We start from the raw sequence: 15,991 nt of genomic DNA, 5'->3' as shown, positions 1-15,991 counted from the left end.
CCTACTTCTACCTACCCTATAAACTCTCGAAAGTGGGGGGAGAGTGAAAAACTACTTTAATTGAGGAACGATCCATAACAATATCGTAACCTTCAGCATCTGTTAATTTAGCATCTGGTAAAAAAGTTCCTTTCGCTAAAAAGCTGGTTTTTGGAGCTTGTGAGTTATCACTTTCAGCCCAAGATTTCATCCATGCAAATCGAAATTGGAGTGGACAATTACGTTCTCCTCCCAGTTGTTTAGCTAGTCGCGGTGAAATCTTGCCGTGACAGTCTCCGGTTTTGTAATCAGCATATTGTGGGTCTGTAAAGTCTACGATTTTGACTCGTAAGTTGGTAAATGTTTCTGAACCTTTATAGCAATTACTAACTAATAATGAACCATAACGACAAGCGGTATCTGGTTCTGTGGCAAATAACCGTTTAATTTTTTTCCGCAGTGCATCATCAGCGAAGTAATAATTATCGCCTGAACTAAAGGCTAATTTGCGTTTAATTCCGTCTGTAAATGTTCTTTGTCTTAAATGGTTAGCATCTGGATTTTTACTGTCAATTTTCACCAGGAGGAGAGATGGCAATTCTGATGGCTCAAATATTTGTGCTAATAGGGAATTTTTGATAATTTCTGGTTCAGATAGATATCTCCCCTTGCCATTGTTGTACGACCCATCAAAGATAGGTATACTCAGTCCAGAACCTTCTATAAGCCTAGTAGTTAAATCCATTACCAGTAATCTATTAGATAGCTGATCTAACAACGAATCGCACTTCTAATATTTATCCTGGCATGGAATTACACCCAGTGAAATCATCCAAGTGGATATTTTACTCTTGGCGCGGTAACTAAGGGTAAATCTAGCAAAAATGAGTGGATAAGGAAGCCGATACAAAAAAGCTAACTAAGGTATTGTTAATGAAAGCGATTTTAATTTGTGTTGAGCGCAGATGAGGTAACAAAAAATGATTGCTGTAAAAGATAAGTTTCCTAAGTTAACACCTGAAGAATATTTCGTCTGGGAAGAAAAACAACTGCTGCGCCATGAGTATCTTAATGGTGAACTTTACGCTATGAGTGGGGGAACTCAAAATCATGGCCGAATTGCTAGTAATATTATTTTCATTGTTAAAGGTCATTTACGGGGCAGTGGTTGTCAGGTTGGTAATTCCGATTGTCGTGTAAATATTGTTGAAACGAAAGATTATGTTTATCCTGATGTGAGCGTTACTTGCGACGAGAGAGATAGGACTGCAATCCAAGCCATTCAATATCCCTGTCTAATTATCGAGGTTTTATCTCCCAGTACAGCCAGTTATGACCGAGGGGATAAATTTAGACTGTATCGTCGCAATCCTAGTTTGCAAGATTATGTTTTGGTTGATGCTGAGAAAATAGCGATTGATTTATACCGCAAAAATGATCGCGGTAATTGGGAAATTTTTAATTATCAGTCGGGGGATAATATCGAGCTACGAAGTATTGATTTAAGTTTTCCCATTGAGTCGGTTTATGAGGATATTGTTTTTGAGGAATTAGGATAAATCGCTAGTATTTCTAAGCTGTTACGCAGCTAAGAGAACTCCACAAAAAAGATGAACTGCTTGCAGCAGCGCTAGTTCCCTCCGGGACGCTCCGCGTAGCAAGATCCCGTAGGGTACGCTATCCAATTTTACCAAATCAAAACGACTTTTCCTCCCCCTGCTCCCTGCTAGAAAGCCCCCTGCCTACAAAGTTTTATATTGCTATTGCTCGAAAAGCTTAATTTGGCGTTACTTATGGCTCATGTTATGGTTCACAATTTGGCTCAAATTATGGGGGTTCAAGTCACATAGAGTCCTTCTAATAAGGCTTTTGGGCAAAAAAGCAAATGCGTAACAGCTTAATAGTTACAAATCAAAATCAAGGGTAAATGTTTCGCCATCAGCATCTTTGGGATTTTCTGGTAATGATGGAGTTGAAGGGGGCTGGTCTTGTTGGCTTGGGTTTGTAGCAATCGGGGTGAAAGCTGGGGTATGTGTAACTATTTGTTGCATGGGGAATGCCCCCTTTTTAAAAGCAAAATAGCAATCAATAATAAAGTAAAGCGTCTCTAAGTAACTTTTATCTAGTTGCTGTGATTCGGCAAATATGCGTTCTCGGTAGCTATCTTTAATCCGAACTTTTTCCGGTGTCATTGGCTTCGTTCCCATTCAAATTGGTTGATTCAAAATTCGCGCATTATTACCCCTCAAACTCAAGCCAGGGGCGGTAAATCAGGAGGACTACAGATTCTTGTTGATCATGGCTTTTGCCATCTCTAGCAATCCACAGGCATTGGCTTCTACGGGATTGTCCAGAATTTTAAACCCGTTCTTCTCCAATAGCTTCTTAAATCCAGGTAACAAACAGCCACCACCAATTGCCCAAATTTCATCCCCTTGGTGCTTGGCATCTAGTGTCAGGCTTACGGGTTTCTTTAAGAATTTTTCATACCAATCTTTCAAACAATTGGTGTAGATATCTTTGATGTCAATGTCACGACTGTACTTGGTATGTCCCCTTTCCAAACAAAATCGAATCTGGGAGGTGTTGCCGATTTTCCCTCCGTTGAGACGTTTCATTTTTTCGGCAATATCTTCGATGAGAACTTCTACACCTGCGGGGTAGGGAGTATGAACTTCTCGCTTTCCCTGGTTGTAACGAGAATAAAGTGTGGTTCCATTCCCAAAATCTAGGACAGTAAGCTTGGGTGGAAGTTGATGCCCAAACAATGCACCCATTCCCTCTGGCACAACTTTGATTATTTCAAGGGTGACATCTGATTTTTTGCCCGCAAGTATTGGTTGATATTCTCCGTTGAGCGCTTGTTTTAAATCTTTTGCCAATCCTATGTCATGTAAGCTGACGACTAATTTTAAATGCCAAGCTTTACGATGTGGCAAATGTGCTAATCCACCAAATAACATCAACAGTGCATTTTTAATTTTGTTTTCGTTGTGGTCCGTGTTGCGGTCAAAATGATAACCTGTACGAAAAGCAGATTCTCCCACGGTGTAAGCTGCACCATCTAAAACAATTCTTCCTGGGACATCTTCCATCTCGGCTGTAGAAATATAACTGGGGATACGAATGACTTCAAATCCATCGACGAAAAGTTTCAGACTACCGTAACCATTATCGAATCCTGCTGGAAAGATTTTTTGCAAGGCGTGAATGTTAGACATGGGGGTCAAGTGGGATACAAAAAAAGGGTGGCACAAAAATACCCTAAGTATCTCCTATATATACCCTAGATAGGGGCTAAAAGTTTAATTATTTTCAATTTTCGCGTTAGGGTATATTTATCCCATAAGTAACCCCTACATATACCCCAAATTATTTTATTTTAGCAATATAGACCCTATTTAACCCCTACACAGGTTATAAGCAGGTTATATATAGGAGTCAAAGGAAATAAATACAAGTCTATAATCTCTTTTTGGGGTATATATAACCCCCATAAAACACCTACGTGTACCCTAAATCAATTTTAGTAATTTTACGAAGGTATAATATTGCGTGCGAGTAGCAATGATGGACTCTACCACCCAATCAAATAAATTATGGAAGTGCGATCGCTGATTATTGACAATACCTTTTCATTGCCCACGAAAGAGCGCAGGCTCAAAGAAATTCTGCATCCTTGAGACACTCTTGGACTCTTGGACTGCCTTTTAGGTTAAAGAGGAATTGATATCAATAGCAATCACTGTAGCGAAAGAATTGATTACTGATTCAGGTACACAAATTGTTAATTCCCCCAGTGGGTCAGAATTGAAGAGGGAATCCATAATTGCACAGCGACTTGTATAGGTAAGTGCTGTACCGTCAGCAAGAACAGATACTGATTTCACTCGTTTGATTGGCACACCTCTAACCGATATTGTTTCATAAGAGAACTCCACAAAAAAGATGATCCAATAACTATACTGGGTTAGCAAAAATTTCCACAAACCATTTTTTGAGATCAGGAAGGCGGTGAATCTGTGTTTCCAGTTCTTCCATAGCAGAAGTTGTGAGTTTAACTCCTGTGGAATAGACTTTTTCTACCAATGTGACAACAGGATTTTTACCCTTAAATGTGAGAGTTTGAGCGAAATTCAGGACAGTTTCAACAGAATCAAGTAAGCTACCATTCCAATGCTGTTCCAACCAACCAAAGCAACGTTCTATGGGGTTGTATTTGCTGTGATAAGGCGGATAATAAGCGAGTTGTAAATTCAATTGAGATGATGCGGAAAAATCGACAATCCGCTTCATAAACTGAGTCCGACGAGAATGATTTTCCGGTCCATTATCCTGATTAATTACCAGTTTTTGAATGTGAGTAAAACGGTGTTTGACAGTTTGCCACCAGCTTTCAAGTAAGTCAACAATACAATCAGCAGTTAATTTGGAAGCAACGAAGAATAAAAATAACTCATTGTACTCAGGGATAAAAATACCATAGGGAATCAGAGTTGTCTCAGTCGGAAAGTCGTGGTCTAATGAGACCGTTGGCATCCGAGTTGTACCACCTCGGTCAAATTCTCCCACCTTGACTGCCACCTTTGCATCAATAGATATCCGCAGAGTATGAGGGTCATGATCTGCTTCAGTATTAATCTGCTCAACTTGTTCAAAAATTGCTTCTGTTTCGGGAATTTTCTTGATAGGCTTGGTTTTCAGGACTCTTTTTAAGGTATAGCCTAAATCATTCAATTTTCGTATCCCCTCAATATATCGGGGAAAGAGTTATTCAGGCATCCATGACAAACCAAAAGAATTGAGAGCAGATTGTTCCCGAATAATAGTTGCCAAAGAGGGAATATTCCCAACCTGAGAAATCCGGTCACGGATATATTCAAAAAAGCTGATACCCAACTGACGAGTAGTAGCCACAAGAGACATAAAAGTATCCCAAGCCTGAGTACCTTCAACAGTCTGAGTTGCATAACTAATATTACGTCGTTGCACCATCGTCCTAGCAGCTAACTCCGCCGGATTATTATGCAAAGGCAATTCAGGATGCTCTAATACTAAAAGCAAATCGGAAATTTTCAGCAGCGTTAATCGTTTTCGCTCATCCAACTGTTGATAACCACTTTCTGTAGAAAAAAGCGTCCAAAATTCCGACCTGAGTTCGTCAGCTTGCTCCTGACAAGGAGAATCTCGATAAGCTAATAATTTCCGGTAATATTTCCAGAAATTATCCAGGAAATCTTTTAAAATCGTTTGATGACAAGCAATAACCGGACTTAACTTTTTATAATGTCGTCCCTCATGCACCCAACACAAAGCGATATTATCAGTCAATAACTTGAATTGGGGAGCATCATCACAGACGAGAGTTTGCACCACTGGCCAATTAGTTTGTTGATGATAGAAGGCAATAGCTGCAGCTTCCATGATTCGAGTTCGTTGTTGAGAACCCAGTTTGGGTAGATAGCTATCCAGTAGGGCATGAAACTGTTCGGAGTTCAACACGGTTTCTTGCGGTAATAGTTGGAGAGCGTCTTTATATTTATTCGGTAGTGGGAAATTTATCAGTAACTCATAAGTAAATTGATTGAAAATAAACTCCAGTTCTTTGGTATTCTGCAAGCCTTTGAGTACGGTCAATCGGTCTTTCTTGGGAGTTGTCAAGTAGACTGTATATAAAGGGTTACAGATGACATTGGTGGTATGGTTGACCCCACCAACGCGGGCAGCAGTTTGGTCGAAGTGTTGCCAAGGACTGCTCTCTAGTCCTGCTGAATATACTTCTGTTTTTTCTGTTTCAAAATCAGCATGGTTTTTAATCAGTAGATTAGATAAATACCCCGCTGACATGAAAATACCAATATCCTCTAAGAATTCTAACAACTTGCCTTGGGTCATGTTGCCCCCGTAGTACAAGCTGATAACTAAGGTTTTTATTCCTGGACCGAATTCTCCTTCGTAACCGCTTGGCAGTTCTGCCAAATAGGTTTTCTTTTCTAAGGGTGAGTAGTATTTCTCTTTCCGAAATAGTACGTTGTCGGTTCTCAGGATGATGTCTTGGATGATTACTTCTTCATACCCTTTAAACTGTGCGTCTGCTGGTAGTTTGTCTTGGGGGTATTCTAGTATTTCTTCTCTGTTTATTTTAATTGCTTGATTTTTACTGCCCTTGGAGTGCTGTTTTGGCGTTTTCCTTTCTTTCTCTGATGAGTGTTTGTTTTCAAACCCTTTCTTGTTCTTGGCTTTTATGTCTGGTTGACCTTGTTCTCCTTTCAAGCGGTTATTTTCATCTTTTAACCGTTGATTCTCTGACTCTAAGCCTTTGACTTTTAATTGTAATTGCTCTATTAAGTTCAGTAATACCTCTACTGTATGACGCATTGATTCGTCTGCAATCCCTTTTGGTTCGATGGTTTGCAGTAAATCTGATATTGATTTGTCACTCTCAATAATTTTTTGTGTCATGCCTCCCATTCTATGACACTGTGTGTACCTCTTTGCACTTATTTTTCTCTGTTACCCCTACTTATTGAGCCGATACCAATTTTCGACGAATTGTTTCAGATGTTGGTAGTTCTTCGTCCGTGTAACCATATTGTGCAATTAGTTGACGACGGACTTCACTTGCCGTTATCCGTGTATACAACCTTATACTCTTAAAGCTGGGGTCAGTTTGACTTTGTGGGTCTACTAAGGATTTCATATCCTTCAATAGGTTCGGTAATTTTACTTCTGCCCCCTTGCGTCCACTCCGGTCGAAACCATCAATAATCGTCTGACCACTCTCCAACTCCTGCATCCCTTTCCTGATGGTACGTCTATTCCATCCTAACTCCCGTTCTACTAAAGTCTGTCCACCTATACCCAATCCTTTGACTACTTCTGCCATGAATTGTCTTCGGTCACTTCCCTTGAGTCTTTTGGCTGTTTTTATGTACAGAGATTTTAGGTTCTCCGTGAGTTCAATGATAGTTTTTGGACGCATTAGGCCGGCTGCACACTGAGATTATCTTCTCTCATTATAGGATCAATCTTTCTGTGGAGTTCTCTAAGGTTTCATTAATAGGTGTAGATAAATGCGATGCCCTTTAGGCAACTCCTTTGGAGCATCGTCTTCGGCACGCGAAGCGCGAACGTCCTTACAGGTTGAGGGACCATAAAATTGCCAGGGTTCTAGTCCTGGTGTTGTATTGAGTATACTTTCAGAATGCTGAGACATCCATTTAGCTATATCTTCTAGACGCTCTAACTGCTCAGGTGGAATTTGTCCATTGCCCATTGGACTAATATTCAGTAAAAGTTTACCGCCCTTAGCTGCCACTTCGCACAATGTATGAATCAGTTGCCGAGAGGATTTGAAGTGATGATCATCTGGGTTATATCCCCAACTTTCATTAATAGTCAGACAGGTTTCCCACAGATGAGCCGGAGGTTGGGATGGAATAAATTGCTCAGGAGTTGCAAAGTCTCCACAATTTGGTAAGCGATCATTAATGAGAATATCGGGTTGTAAATGACGAATCATTTTTGCCAATTCTTGAGCCTGCCATTGCTCTGGAGTCCTTTCCCAACTCCCATCAAACCATAAAATGTCAATTTGACCGTAGTTGGTCAATAATTCTCGGATTTGATTGAACATAAACTGAATATATCGCTCCCACTGTTGCTGTGTGGGTTGGGGCAATTGCTCAAACCGATAAGGTTTATCAGCTTCAGTAAAAGCCGGATAATCAGGATAATGCCAGTCTGAAAGTGAAAAATAAAGCCCAACCCGCAATCCTACAGAGCGCATAGCTTCGATATACTCACGAACAATGTCTTTTTTATAAGGTGCAGATGCAATAGAAAAATCTGATTCTTGGGTATGGAATAGAGCGTAACCATCATGATGTTTAGTAGTGAATACGACATACTCTACTCCTAAATTTTTGGCTAAATATGCCCATTCTTGAGGATTGTAATCTTGAGGATTGAAAGTATCGACTGTACGATAATATTCTTCAACCGGAATATCTTTGCAGAAAGGAAGACTGAATACACCTCCAACCATAGGCCAAGATAACTCACGTCCCTGTTGGGAACTATGACCCCAATGAATAAACATCCCCAATCGTGCTGTATCAAACCATGTACTCATGATGAAATTTAAATTAGTTTTCTACATTAAACGATAGTCAGCAAATTTGACATAACCAGGTGAACTCGCCAAACTGCACGAGTTGCTTACATCTCAGTTCTAAAGACACGCTCCCTTTAGGCATACCGGAAAACTTGTCAAAGTATAATCTAACAGTCGTTTAAGTTCACACTGACAGATTGGTAGTTATGGCGATACCTGCTATGTTTTTATTGGTATCGGCTTTTCAGTTACAACATTATTCCTGAACAAGCAATTCCTCTATTTGTGCTAAGAGTGTTTCCAGACGACTCCACTTTTGCTGGTTTTCCCAAACCTTTGCTTGCTTCACTCGCCGCATTGTTCCTTCTACCCGCTCTTTGCGTTCGTCAGGATCTGAAGTAGATGATATAGCTTTAATCCGTGACTGAATTTGAGTGAGAGACAGGTTTTCGGCAATTGCCACTGCTAGTAATTCCTGGCGTACCGTCTCGTCCTTAATTCGAGCTATCACTTTCGCTTTTGTGTAAGCAATTTTTCCTTCACGCAGTGCCGTTAACACATCGTCCGATAAGTTTAATAATGGCAGACGATTTTTGATAAAAGATTCCCACGTCATTAAGCCTAAACTCGTAAACACTTCTTCCACTACTTGAGCTTCCGAGTTAGGCATAACGTTATGCCTAGATTCATCTTGCTTGTCTGCTGCATTTTTCATTCTATACAGCAGAGAAGTTACATCTATAATGTCGCTATTTAAGTGTAATGCTAAAAGTTGCAAAATACCTTCAGTTTCCTCAACTGGGTTCAAATCCTCACGGCAGAGGTTCTCAATCAAAGAAAGCTGCATGGCTTCTTGATCACTGAGTTCTCGAATTACAACTGGCACTTCAGTCAAACCAACTACCTTTGCGGCTCGATAGCGTCTTTCTCCAGCTACCAATTCATACTTATTATCTGCACGGGAACGAACTAACATTGGTTGTAAAATCCCATGCTGCCGCACGGACTCTACTAATTCTTGCATTGCCTGTGGGTCAAAGTAACGCCTTGGCTGCTGCGATGGGAGACAAATTGACTCAATAGCAACTATCTCAGCTACAGCTTGAGACTCCCCAAATAGAATATCCAAGGGTTTCATTTGTTGATACGGGCGATCTCGCCTATTACTCATAACTTTTCTAAACCTTGTGCAATTTTTTTGAGAATAGGCACAGCCGGGTGTTTGGAATTATAGACTGCCAAAGGGACATGATCTTCGGATGCGTCAGCAAAAGCTGTAGAACGAGGAATGGCTGGATAGACCACACCCACTGTCGCTAATTGCTGTTGGATAGCTTCTAATGTTCGGGCATCCTGAATATTACGACCATCATACATAGTGGGAATAAATCCAGCGATCGCTAATTGACGATTGGGACGGGAGCGAACCCTAGCCACTGTACTCAATAATAACTCAGTTCCACAAAATGCCTTATATTGAGTCTGAATCGGCACTAGAACATGAGTAGCTGCTACCAAACTGATGTAACTAAGCAATCCCAAACTGGGTGGACAATCTATCAATATAAAATCGTATTGATTGACAACTGGTTCTAAAGCTTCTTTGAGTCGAATATCTCGCATATCTGCTACCACTAATTCTAACTCGGCAGCACTCAAATTAATATTGGCGGGAGCCAAATCTATACCATGAACTTGAGATTGAATTGGTAACGGCACAGAATGTAAAATCGAGTCATAAACAGTTTGTTTTAGTGATGTTGTATCCAGCCCCATAAAAGTTGTAAGTGACCCTTGAGGGTCCATATCTATCAGCAGTACGCGATGTTTACGCTCCTGCAAATGGTAGGCAAGGTTCATGGCTAAACTGGATTTACCTACACCACCAGACTGATTAAAAAGTGTAATTATACGTGTCAAATTCTTACCCCCCTGACAATCAAGTTATTAAGTGGAAAAATAAAGTCCTTGAAAAATAGTCACCGCAGATTTTCCAACAATTTTCTACAACTTCGCATGAAATAGTCTGTCATATTTCACAGTCCTATTTTATCGAAGTAAACTTCAATCCAGTTCTAGTTTATGGCTGATTTAGCGGTAAGACTTGGGAACAACTCTTTTAAAAATTGATTTATAACTGATTTTCTGACATCGAACTCAAGTATTGTTGCAATTTCACCCCGATGAATGATCAATCAGAAAATCTTGCTTTTTTGTGTGTTGAGTATCATTTATTATCACCGCTTTTGGTGGGTTATACCAATTCTGATAAAGATGCGCCACATTCAAAAATAAACTAAACGCAAAATACACAAAGAAAGAAAAAGATTAATTGGAAATGTGGTCTAAATATATGAAAAATGTTGCAATATATACTCTAATCAATTAGAAATTAAGTTGAAATTTAAAATTTAATCGTAGAAATATTAGTTTTGCCACATTGGTTAACTATAGGGCATAAGGATTTATTCAGAGCTATTCATAAAAATTAATACCAAAATCGACTTTTAGAACCTCTTCAATACGCTGTAAAGTTTCAATTGGCAAAGCTTTGGTTTCTTCGGATTCTATTTTGTACCAATTCATAGTTGTCATGGGAATTTGACGACATATTTCAGCTAAAGAGCGTTTATCAGCCTCTCTAGCTTGTCTAATTCTCTTTCCCAAACCAGGTATTTCTATATCTATCGTTCTTCTGACTTTCATCAACTTGAGTCACTTAACTATCCTCAAATATAAACTATCAGTTTATTATTGAATATAAATCATAAATTTACAGTTTATAATGTATCAAATAATAGCTATTTTTCTTAAGAGATAGGAAGTAGAAATTATGAGTGAGATATCAAACATCTCTACTGATGAGAAATCGCTACCCAGCCAGAACAATTCTGTAACTAACCATACAGAAATAGTTGTTAACTCCGAACTGACTGAACTGAGTACAGACGAGTGGCGTGATCGCATATTTTTAGAGAGACAAGTTGAAAAAGCTTTTTACACAGCCGCTAAAGCATTGAAAGAAATACGAGACAGACGTTTGTACCGTTCAACTCACTCAACCTTTGAAAATTACTGTCGTTCCCGTTTCGGCTTTACTCACCGCCATGTGAACTACTTAATAGCTGGTTCGTTGGTAGTTGACAATCTGGTGGGAACCAATGGCTCCCAAATCTTACCAACAAACGAACGCCAGGTTAGACCTTTGGTTTCTTTAGAACCAGAACAACAACGTTTAGCTTGGCAAAAGGCAGTAGAGCAAGGGGGTGGTAAAATTCCTTCTGGTCGTCAAGTTCAAGATATTGTGGACAAAATCCGAGAAAGAACCAAAGTACCGAATCCCTACCATGTCGGGGAAGTATGTATTCTACTGCCCAAAGACAACCCAGAACTGAAAGGCAAAAGTGGTTGTTGGGGTGTCGTCTCCCACGTTGGAAACTATAGCTGCACTGTTGAAACTTGGAATGCTGAGTATACCGTGAAAATAGAACATCTCAAATCTCTAGAACTGTTAGATGAAGACTGCGAGTTTATGCAAAAACTATGTCTGAGACTGCGACGGCTGCATCAAATTGAAAACCGAGATAGTTCCGTAGATTGGCTTTGCTCAGGATTGGCGAAACAACTAAAACCGTATCTTTCACCTTTGCAGTCAAAATTGTTAGATCATATTGAACAAGAGTATAAACTTGCATAAAAATCAAACTAGCACTAGAGGTGTTAAAACAGGTAAATAAACTGTGAAAATACTACCTTCCCCTACGGTCGATTCCACAGAGATATTTCCCTGATGGGCTTCAACAATTTGAAGAGACAAATATAATCCTAGACCATTCCCCCGGCGCTGGTGTTTGCCCTGTCTAAAACGTTCAAATAAACCTACTTGTTCTGATTCACTGATACCAATACCTGTATCTTTTACTGCAATTGTTACATATTCATGATGGCGATGAAGCTGAATTTCTATTGAACCGCTATCTGTAAACCGAATAGCGTTGCCAACTAAGTTAATCAGCAATCGGTATAATTCTATCCTATCACCCCTAACTGTCAATAATGATGATTGTTGACTGTTGAATGTTGTTGTCAGAGTCAAATTTTTCACAGCAGCTAAAGGTTGGAGTTCCTGCACTACCTTTTGGCTTAACTTGCACAAATCTACAGAAAAAACCTCTAAATCTTTATTACCTGCTTCATATTGATAAACGTTGAGGATATTTTCAACCATATCCAACAATGTTTGATTACTTTCGGTAATTTGTTGGATATATTCCTGCATTTCTGAGAGATTATGCCCAAAAGTTCCTTTTTTCAGCACTTTTAGCATTTGGATTACTGAAGTTAAAGGAGTGCGTAAATCGTGAGTCATATTAATCACAAAATCTTTGCACCATTGCTGGGTAATTATATCTCGGTGATTGATACTGTGTTTTAGTCGCAAGAGCGAACGCACTTTTGCCAACAATTCATTTTGCTCTACAGGTTTAATCAAAAAGTCATCAGCACCAGCCTGTAAACCTTGAATGAAAGAGGACTCGTCACAATTGGTAACGAGTAACACAGGTATAAAAGGTAAATGGGAATTCTGCTTGATCTGTCGAGTGATTTCATAGCCATCAATACTTGGAGTGAACGTATCTAATAGGACTAAATCAGGTGGAGATTCGACAATCTTAATTAAGGCTTCACTATCGCTATCTGTTACTGTTACCCTGTATCCTTCTTGCTTGAGAGTAGATTTTAGTACACAAACATTCTTGGTTGAGTCATCTACCAAAAGGATACTTTCTGTTGAACTTGAGTTCCAAGAGAAAGGTGTCATATAGATACCAGTAGATTTATTTAAATCAAGTTGGCTATTTGTTTTCTTTAATGAATCTTAACACTTAAATAGACTTTCTTCACTAAAACTTTAAATTTTACCTACGTCAATAGGCATATTTTTTGATATAATTTTTTGCTTTATCTATATCAATAGATAGATTTTTTGCTGTTATACCTTATTTTGCCTCCATCAATGGGTAGACTTTGCTAGAATCCTAAAAAATTTAACCGATAGACTGAGCCGTTTGTAGTCAACTATTTCCCACGTTAGAAAGAGTACATTTAGCTAGTTGTTGAGGTAGGTAATGGCAAATATTAGAGCGGTAATTATCGAAGACCACAATTTGACTAGAGTAGGTATCCGTAGTTGTTTGAATGAGCAAAAGAATATTCAAGTGATAGGAGACACAAATACTGCTGCTGCTGGTCTAAAATTGCTTCAGAATACTAAACCAGATATTGCTATTGTTGATATTCGCTTACCAGATATGGATGGGATAACATTAGTGCAGCGGTTTCGACAATCTATGCCACCAGAAACAGCAGCGCAAACGAAGATCATGATGCTCACTTCTTTTGCTCAAGAAAAAATGGTCTTAGCAGCTTTTGCATCTGGGGCAGATTCTTATTGTGTCAAGACGGTTAAGTTTGAGTTGCTGTTAGAAGCACTGTATATGACTTATGAGGGCTATTCTTGGATTGATCCAGTGATAGCTCGTATTGTTCTCAAACATATTCGTCAATTGAAAATACCTACGGTAAAATTAAATATTGCTCAAACAGTACCAATTTCTGCGCTTGATCCAGAGCAAGCCAGTATTCTAGAAGCCAATCCACTGACAGAACGGGAAATGGAAGTTTTGGAGTTAATTGTTCAAGGCTTCACCAATCAAGAGATTGCTGATCAACTCTATATCAGCTTGGGAGGTGTAAAAATATACGTGCGTGGTGTGTTGAATAAACTTTGTGCCAGCCACCGCACCCAAGCGGCTGTCATCGCCTTACGGGCTGGTTTGCTTAATTGAAGTCACTGTTTAGCTCTTTAGTTACAGCACTTTTCTAAATGATAGGACTTACGCTCAGAGTTAGGGAAATCGGGGGGCTGGGCATTGGCAATTTGAAAAATCTTCAATACCATAATGCGCTATGCCCTATTCCTGACCTCAACAACAATAGCTGCGTAAGTCCTGAATTAGTTGAATAAACAACTAAGGTAATAGTGAATCTTGGAAGTCTTGAATTGCCGTTGCTGTCAAGGCATAAACAACCCGCCGCTTACGTTCAACATGAGTACCATCCACAGGAATTCCTTTCTTCCAAGCAGCAATAATTGCTTTCTTGTCTGCTGAGTAAACAGTCTTTTCTCTGCGATATTTTAAAGGCAATTTTTCTGCATCTAAAAGAATGTCACAACTCGGTGGGTTTTCTTTAATTGTGATCCGCAGTGAATTACCAACTATTTGCTCAGGGATAATTCCTGTGGCATTATGTTCTAAAATGGTTTCATCTAATTTCTGTCGCCAGCGTTCTAGTCTCAATAGTGCTGATTGATGCACGGCTTTGAGATGTTCTAGTCGTTGCTTAATAGCTACTATTTCTGCATCTAGTTGCAATGCCAATTCGGCTTGGATATCAACAGCTTCTGATTGTACTTCCTGCGTTTCCCAAATAGCGGTGATGATAGCTGCTTCCTCTTCAGAAGTCTGACAATTGGTTAACTGTTCCCAGAGATGAGCAGCAGTTTGAGATAATCCTGCTAAAGATTGTTGAGCGAGTGATAAAACCATGATTACCACCTGCCACAAGTTTGATAGTAGTTATGTTCAGCTTCAATTTGGTTGAGAATAGCTATCGTGCCTGAATCTAAATTAGCATCGAGGCATAAATCGGAAATCACCTTTTGTGTAACTTGATTATTTTGCTCAATCACGGTAGTAAACTTAGGTTTAAGTGTGGTTACACTTTCTGTTACAATTACTGTTAGTTGTTGCATTGTTTTGGTTACATAACGCCATCAATTTGAGCGCGGTAGCGCATCTAAACTTCATCCATCTTGAAAACTTGAGTGTGCGCCATAGAAAAACTATAGGTTTCAACTTGAACGGGGTTTATCTGTGTTTGTATCCCACTTTTTTAAGTTAATTTGGTGTCTTCTGTTCGTTATTTTGTCAATATCAAGAATTAAAACTACAAAGAGATATGAAACTCATCAAAAAATCTGAAAAGCTCGTTCAAGAAACGAAAATAAACAAGGAAACAAAAAAGGAAACTAAAGAACCAAATTTGCAAGTTGATTTTGCAAATAATCCTGACTTTGTAAATAATATAGAAGAACTAACAGGTGCAAAACAGCCAAAATTAGGCATAGAATATCAAGAACCTAATTATATTCCTTTGCGAGACAATCCCATAGTTCACTCTGTTGGCAAGACAGGATGGCAGGTTTCTGATATTTGGAAAGATATTAGATTGGATAGTTTTTAACTATTACTTAATTCCACTGCTTTTGAATTAGTAAATTTTTACAAAAAGTGTGGTTATTTGGTTATGTCTACTGCTTATTATCCAATCATTCTTTATCCACCGTTAGCTAGGCGGTTTACTGGTGGTAATCAAGGACAGAAGCATCTAAAAGCTTCGTTTCAAGGATGTGTGGCATTACCAGATGATAAGAGTACAGCCAAGCAAGGTGTGAGTGAAAAGCAGTTTTTTCGGCATTTACTGGCAGCTTTTCCTGGAAATTTGATTTGTCAAGCGGTTGAGTTTGAAATTCCAGGTTATCCTCTCCGTTACTCGGCTGATTTTATCTTTTACCATCATTTATCTGGGTTAGCTCTCGATATTGAAATTGATGAACCTTATACTGGAAATACAGGTAAACCTCACCACTGTATTGATGTTGATGATGATAAAATTCGTAACCGTTTTTTCTTGGAACGGAATTGGGGTGTAATCAGATTTGCAGAAATTCAGGTGGTGCGTCATCCTTGGAATTGTTGTAAGGTTATTGCTCAAACAATTGCTAAGTTGACAGGAGATAATAGGAGAGCGAAAAATTTTGGGGGAGATGGG

Annotated in this window: 17 protein-coding genes and 2 pseudogenes; 5 read left to right on the top strand and 14 right to left on the bottom strand. The window is 39.2% G+C overall.

Going from position 1 to position 15,991, the window contains the following annotated elements; genetic code table 11:
- Nucleotides 1–16: 16 nt before the first annotated feature.
- Nucleotides 17–757, bottom strand: coding sequence for a hypothetical protein (locus tag FJR05_RS08940; protein WP_254446881.1), 741 nt, complete (start codon nt 755–757; stop codon nt 17–19).
- A 202-nt stretch (nt 758–959) separates the two neighbouring features.
- Between FJR05_RS08940 and FJR05_RS08935 the strand changes: the two genes are divergently transcribed.
- Complete coding sequence (locus FJR05_RS08935) at nt 960–1,538, top strand: Uma2 family endonuclease (RefSeq protein ID WP_168643774.1); 579 nt, start codon at nt 960–962, stop codon at nt 1,536–1,538.
- Between the two features lie 345 nt (nt 1,539–1,883).
- Here FJR05_RS08935 and FJR05_RS08930 read toward each other — a convergent pair whose 3' ends face one another.
- From FJR05_RS08930 to FJR05_RS08885, 10 genes and pseudogenes are all read right to left on the bottom strand, one after another.
- Nucleotides 1,884–2,171: a hypothetical protein gene (locus tag FJR05_RS08930; RefSeq protein ID WP_168643776.1), complete on the bottom strand. Its 288-nt coding sequence runs from the start codon at nt 2,169–2,171 to the stop codon at nt 1,884–1,886.
- Between the two features lie 87 nt (nt 2,172–2,258).
- On the bottom strand, nt 2,259–3,200 hold the full coding sequence (locus tag FJR05_RS08925; protein ID WP_168643773.1) for a ParM/StbA family protein: 942 nt from the start codon (nt 3,198–3,200) through the stop codon (nt 2,259–2,261).
- Between the two features lie 489 nt (nt 3,201–3,689).
- Entirely contained in the window at nt 3,690–3,869 is a 180-nt protein-coding gene (locus tag FJR05_RS08920; RefSeq protein WP_254446880.1) for a hypothetical protein, read from the bottom strand.
- Between the two features lie 70 nt (nt 3,870–3,939).
- Nucleotides 3,940–4,719: pseudogene (locus FJR05_RS08915) on the bottom strand (ISAzo13 family transposase); the annotation flags it as partial.
- 30 nt (nt 4,720–4,749) lie between these two features.
- Complete coding sequence (locus FJR05_RS08910; RefSeq protein WP_168643772.1) at nt 4,750–6,441, bottom strand: transposase; 1,692 nt, start codon at nt 6,439–6,441, stop codon at nt 4,750–4,752.
- A gap of 76 nt (nt 6,442–6,517) precedes the next feature.
- Nucleotides 6,518–6,943: pseudogene (locus FJR05_RS08905) on the bottom strand (ISAzo13 family transposase); the annotation flags it as partial.
- A gap of 81 nt (nt 6,944–7,024) precedes the next feature.
- Nucleotides 7,025–8,113 (bottom strand): alpha-L-fucosidase, encoded by a 1,089-nt coding sequence (locus FJR05_RS08900; RefSeq protein WP_168643771.1) that lies wholly within the window; start codon nt 8,111–8,113, stop codon nt 7,025–7,027.
- 238 nt (nt 8,114–8,351) lie between these two features.
- Nucleotides 8,352–9,266 carry a ParB/RepB/Spo0J family partition protein gene (locus FJR05_RS08895; protein ID WP_168643770.1) on the bottom strand — a complete coding sequence of 305 codons (915 nt, stop codon included), beginning with the start codon at nt 9,264–9,266 and terminating at the stop codon, nt 8,352–8,354.
- Complete coding sequence (locus FJR05_RS08890; protein WP_168643769.1) at nt 9,263–10,015, bottom strand: ParA family protein; 753 nt, start codon at nt 10,013–10,015, stop codon at nt 9,263–9,265. The genes FJR05_RS08895 and FJR05_RS08890 overlap by 4 nt, the downstream gene beginning before the upstream one ends.
- A gap of 555 nt (nt 10,016–10,570) precedes the next feature.
- A complete protein-coding gene (locus tag FJR05_RS08885; protein WP_168643768.1) occupies nt 10,571–10,801 on the bottom strand; it encodes a helix-turn-helix transcriptional regulator in 231 nt (76 codons plus the stop codon).
- Between the two features lie 127 nt (nt 10,802–10,928).
- On the opposite strand from FJR05_RS08885, the gene FJR05_RS08880 reads away from it, so the two are divergent.
- The gene (locus FJR05_RS08880) at nt 10,929–11,792 is read left to right on the top strand and encodes a hypothetical protein (RefSeq protein ID WP_254446879.1); all 864 of its coding nucleotides are present in this window, start codon (nt 10,929–10,931) and stop codon (nt 11,790–11,792) included.
- A gap of 3 nt (nt 11,793–11,795) precedes the next feature.
- On the opposite strand, the gene FJR05_RS08875 is transcribed toward FJR05_RS08880, so the two are convergent.
- Nucleotides 11,796–12,917 (bottom strand): hybrid sensor histidine kinase/response regulator, encoded by a 1,122-nt coding sequence (locus FJR05_RS08875; RefSeq protein WP_168643767.1) that lies wholly within the window; start codon nt 12,915–12,917, stop codon nt 11,796–11,798.
- 307 nt (nt 12,918–13,224) lie between these two features.
- Here FJR05_RS08875 and FJR05_RS08870 point away from each other — a divergent pair, with 307 nt between their 5' ends.
- On the top strand, nt 13,225–13,944 hold the full coding sequence (locus FJR05_RS08870; RefSeq protein ID WP_168643766.1) for a response regulator transcription factor: 720 nt from the start codon (nt 13,225–13,227) through the stop codon (nt 13,942–13,944).
- Nucleotides 13,945–14,127: 183 nt separating this feature from the next.
- On the opposite strand, the gene FJR05_RS08865 is transcribed toward FJR05_RS08870, so the two are convergent.
- Nucleotides 14,128–14,706: a siphovirus Gp157 family protein gene (locus tag FJR05_RS08865; RefSeq protein WP_168643765.1), complete on the bottom strand. Its 579-nt coding sequence runs from the start codon at nt 14,704–14,706 to the stop codon at nt 14,128–14,130.
- A gap of 2 nt (nt 14,707–14,708) precedes the next feature.
- Nucleotides 14,709–14,912: a hypothetical protein gene (locus FJR05_RS08860; RefSeq protein ID WP_168643764.1), complete on the bottom strand. Its 204-nt coding sequence runs from the start codon at nt 14,910–14,912 to the stop codon at nt 14,709–14,711.
- Nucleotides 14,913–15,118: 206 nt separating this feature from the next.
- Between FJR05_RS08860 and FJR05_RS08855 the strand changes: the two genes are divergently transcribed.
- Nucleotides 15,119–15,403 carry a hypothetical protein gene (locus FJR05_RS08855; protein WP_168643763.1) on the top strand — a complete coding sequence of 95 codons (285 nt, stop codon included), beginning with the start codon at nt 15,119–15,121 and terminating at the stop codon, nt 15,401–15,403.
- Between the two features lie 63 nt (nt 15,404–15,466).
- The coding region (locus FJR05_RS08850; protein WP_168643762.1) for a hypothetical protein at nt 15,467–15,991 on the top strand (525 nt) is incomplete at its 3' end.

It is taken from the genome of Dolichospermum sp. UHCC 0259 (genome assembly GCF_009711935.1).
GTDB lineage: Bacteria > Cyanobacteriota > Cyanobacteriia > Cyanobacteriales > Nostocaceae > Dolichospermum.
Note: the sequence above shows the minus strand (reverse complement) of the source record. Positions and strands in the feature narration are given on the sequence as shown.

Excerpts from the sequence above, each read along its gene's own strand:
- FJR05_RS08935 (WP_168643774.1), top strand. The coding sequence starts at position 960 with ATGATTGCTGTAAAAGATAAGTTTCCTAAGTTAACACCTGAAGAATAT.
- FJR05_RS08930 (WP_168643776.1), bottom strand. The coding sequence starts at position 2,171 with ATGACACCGGAAAAAGTTCGGATTAAAGATAGCTACCGAGAACGCATA.
- FJR05_RS08925 (WP_168643773.1), bottom strand. The coding sequence starts at position 3,200 with ATGTCTAACATTCACGCCTTGCAAAAAATCTTTCCAGCAGGATTCGAT.
- FJR05_RS08910 (WP_168643772.1), bottom strand. The coding sequence starts at position 6,441 with ATGACACAAAAAATTATTGAGAGTGACAAATCAATATCAGATTTACTG.
- FJR05_RS08900 (WP_168643771.1), bottom strand. The coding sequence starts at position 8,113 with ATGAGTACATGGTTTGATACAGCACGATTGGGGATGTTTATTCATTGG.
- FJR05_RS08895 (WP_168643770.1), bottom strand. The coding sequence starts at position 9,266 with ATGAGTAATAGGCGAGATCGCCCGTATCAACAAATGAAACCCTTGGAT.
- FJR05_RS08885 (WP_168643768.1), bottom strand. The coding sequence starts at position 10,801 with ATGAAAGTCAGAAGAACGATAGATATAGAAATACCTGGTTTGGGAAAG.
- FJR05_RS08880 (WP_254446879.1), top strand. The coding sequence starts at position 10,929 with ATGAGTGAGATATCAAACATCTCTACTGATGAGAAATCGCTACCCAGC.
- FJR05_RS08875 (WP_168643767.1), bottom strand. The coding sequence starts at position 12,917 with ATGACACCTTTCTCTTGGAACTCAAGTTCAACAGAAAGTATCCTTTTG.
- FJR05_RS08870 (WP_168643766.1), top strand. The coding sequence starts at position 13,225 with ATGGCAAATATTAGAGCGGTAATTATCGAAGACCACAATTTGACTAGA.
- FJR05_RS08865 (WP_168643765.1), bottom strand. The coding sequence starts at position 14,706 with ATGGTTTTATCACTCGCTCAACAATCTTTAGCAGGATTATCTCAAACT.
- FJR05_RS08860 (WP_168643764.1), bottom strand. The coding sequence starts at position 14,912 with ATGCAACAACTAACAGTAATTGTAACAGAAAGTGTAACCACACTTAAA.
- FJR05_RS08855 (WP_168643763.1), top strand. The coding sequence starts at position 15,119 with ATGAAACTCATCAAAAAATCTGAAAAGCTCGTTCAAGAAACGAAAATA.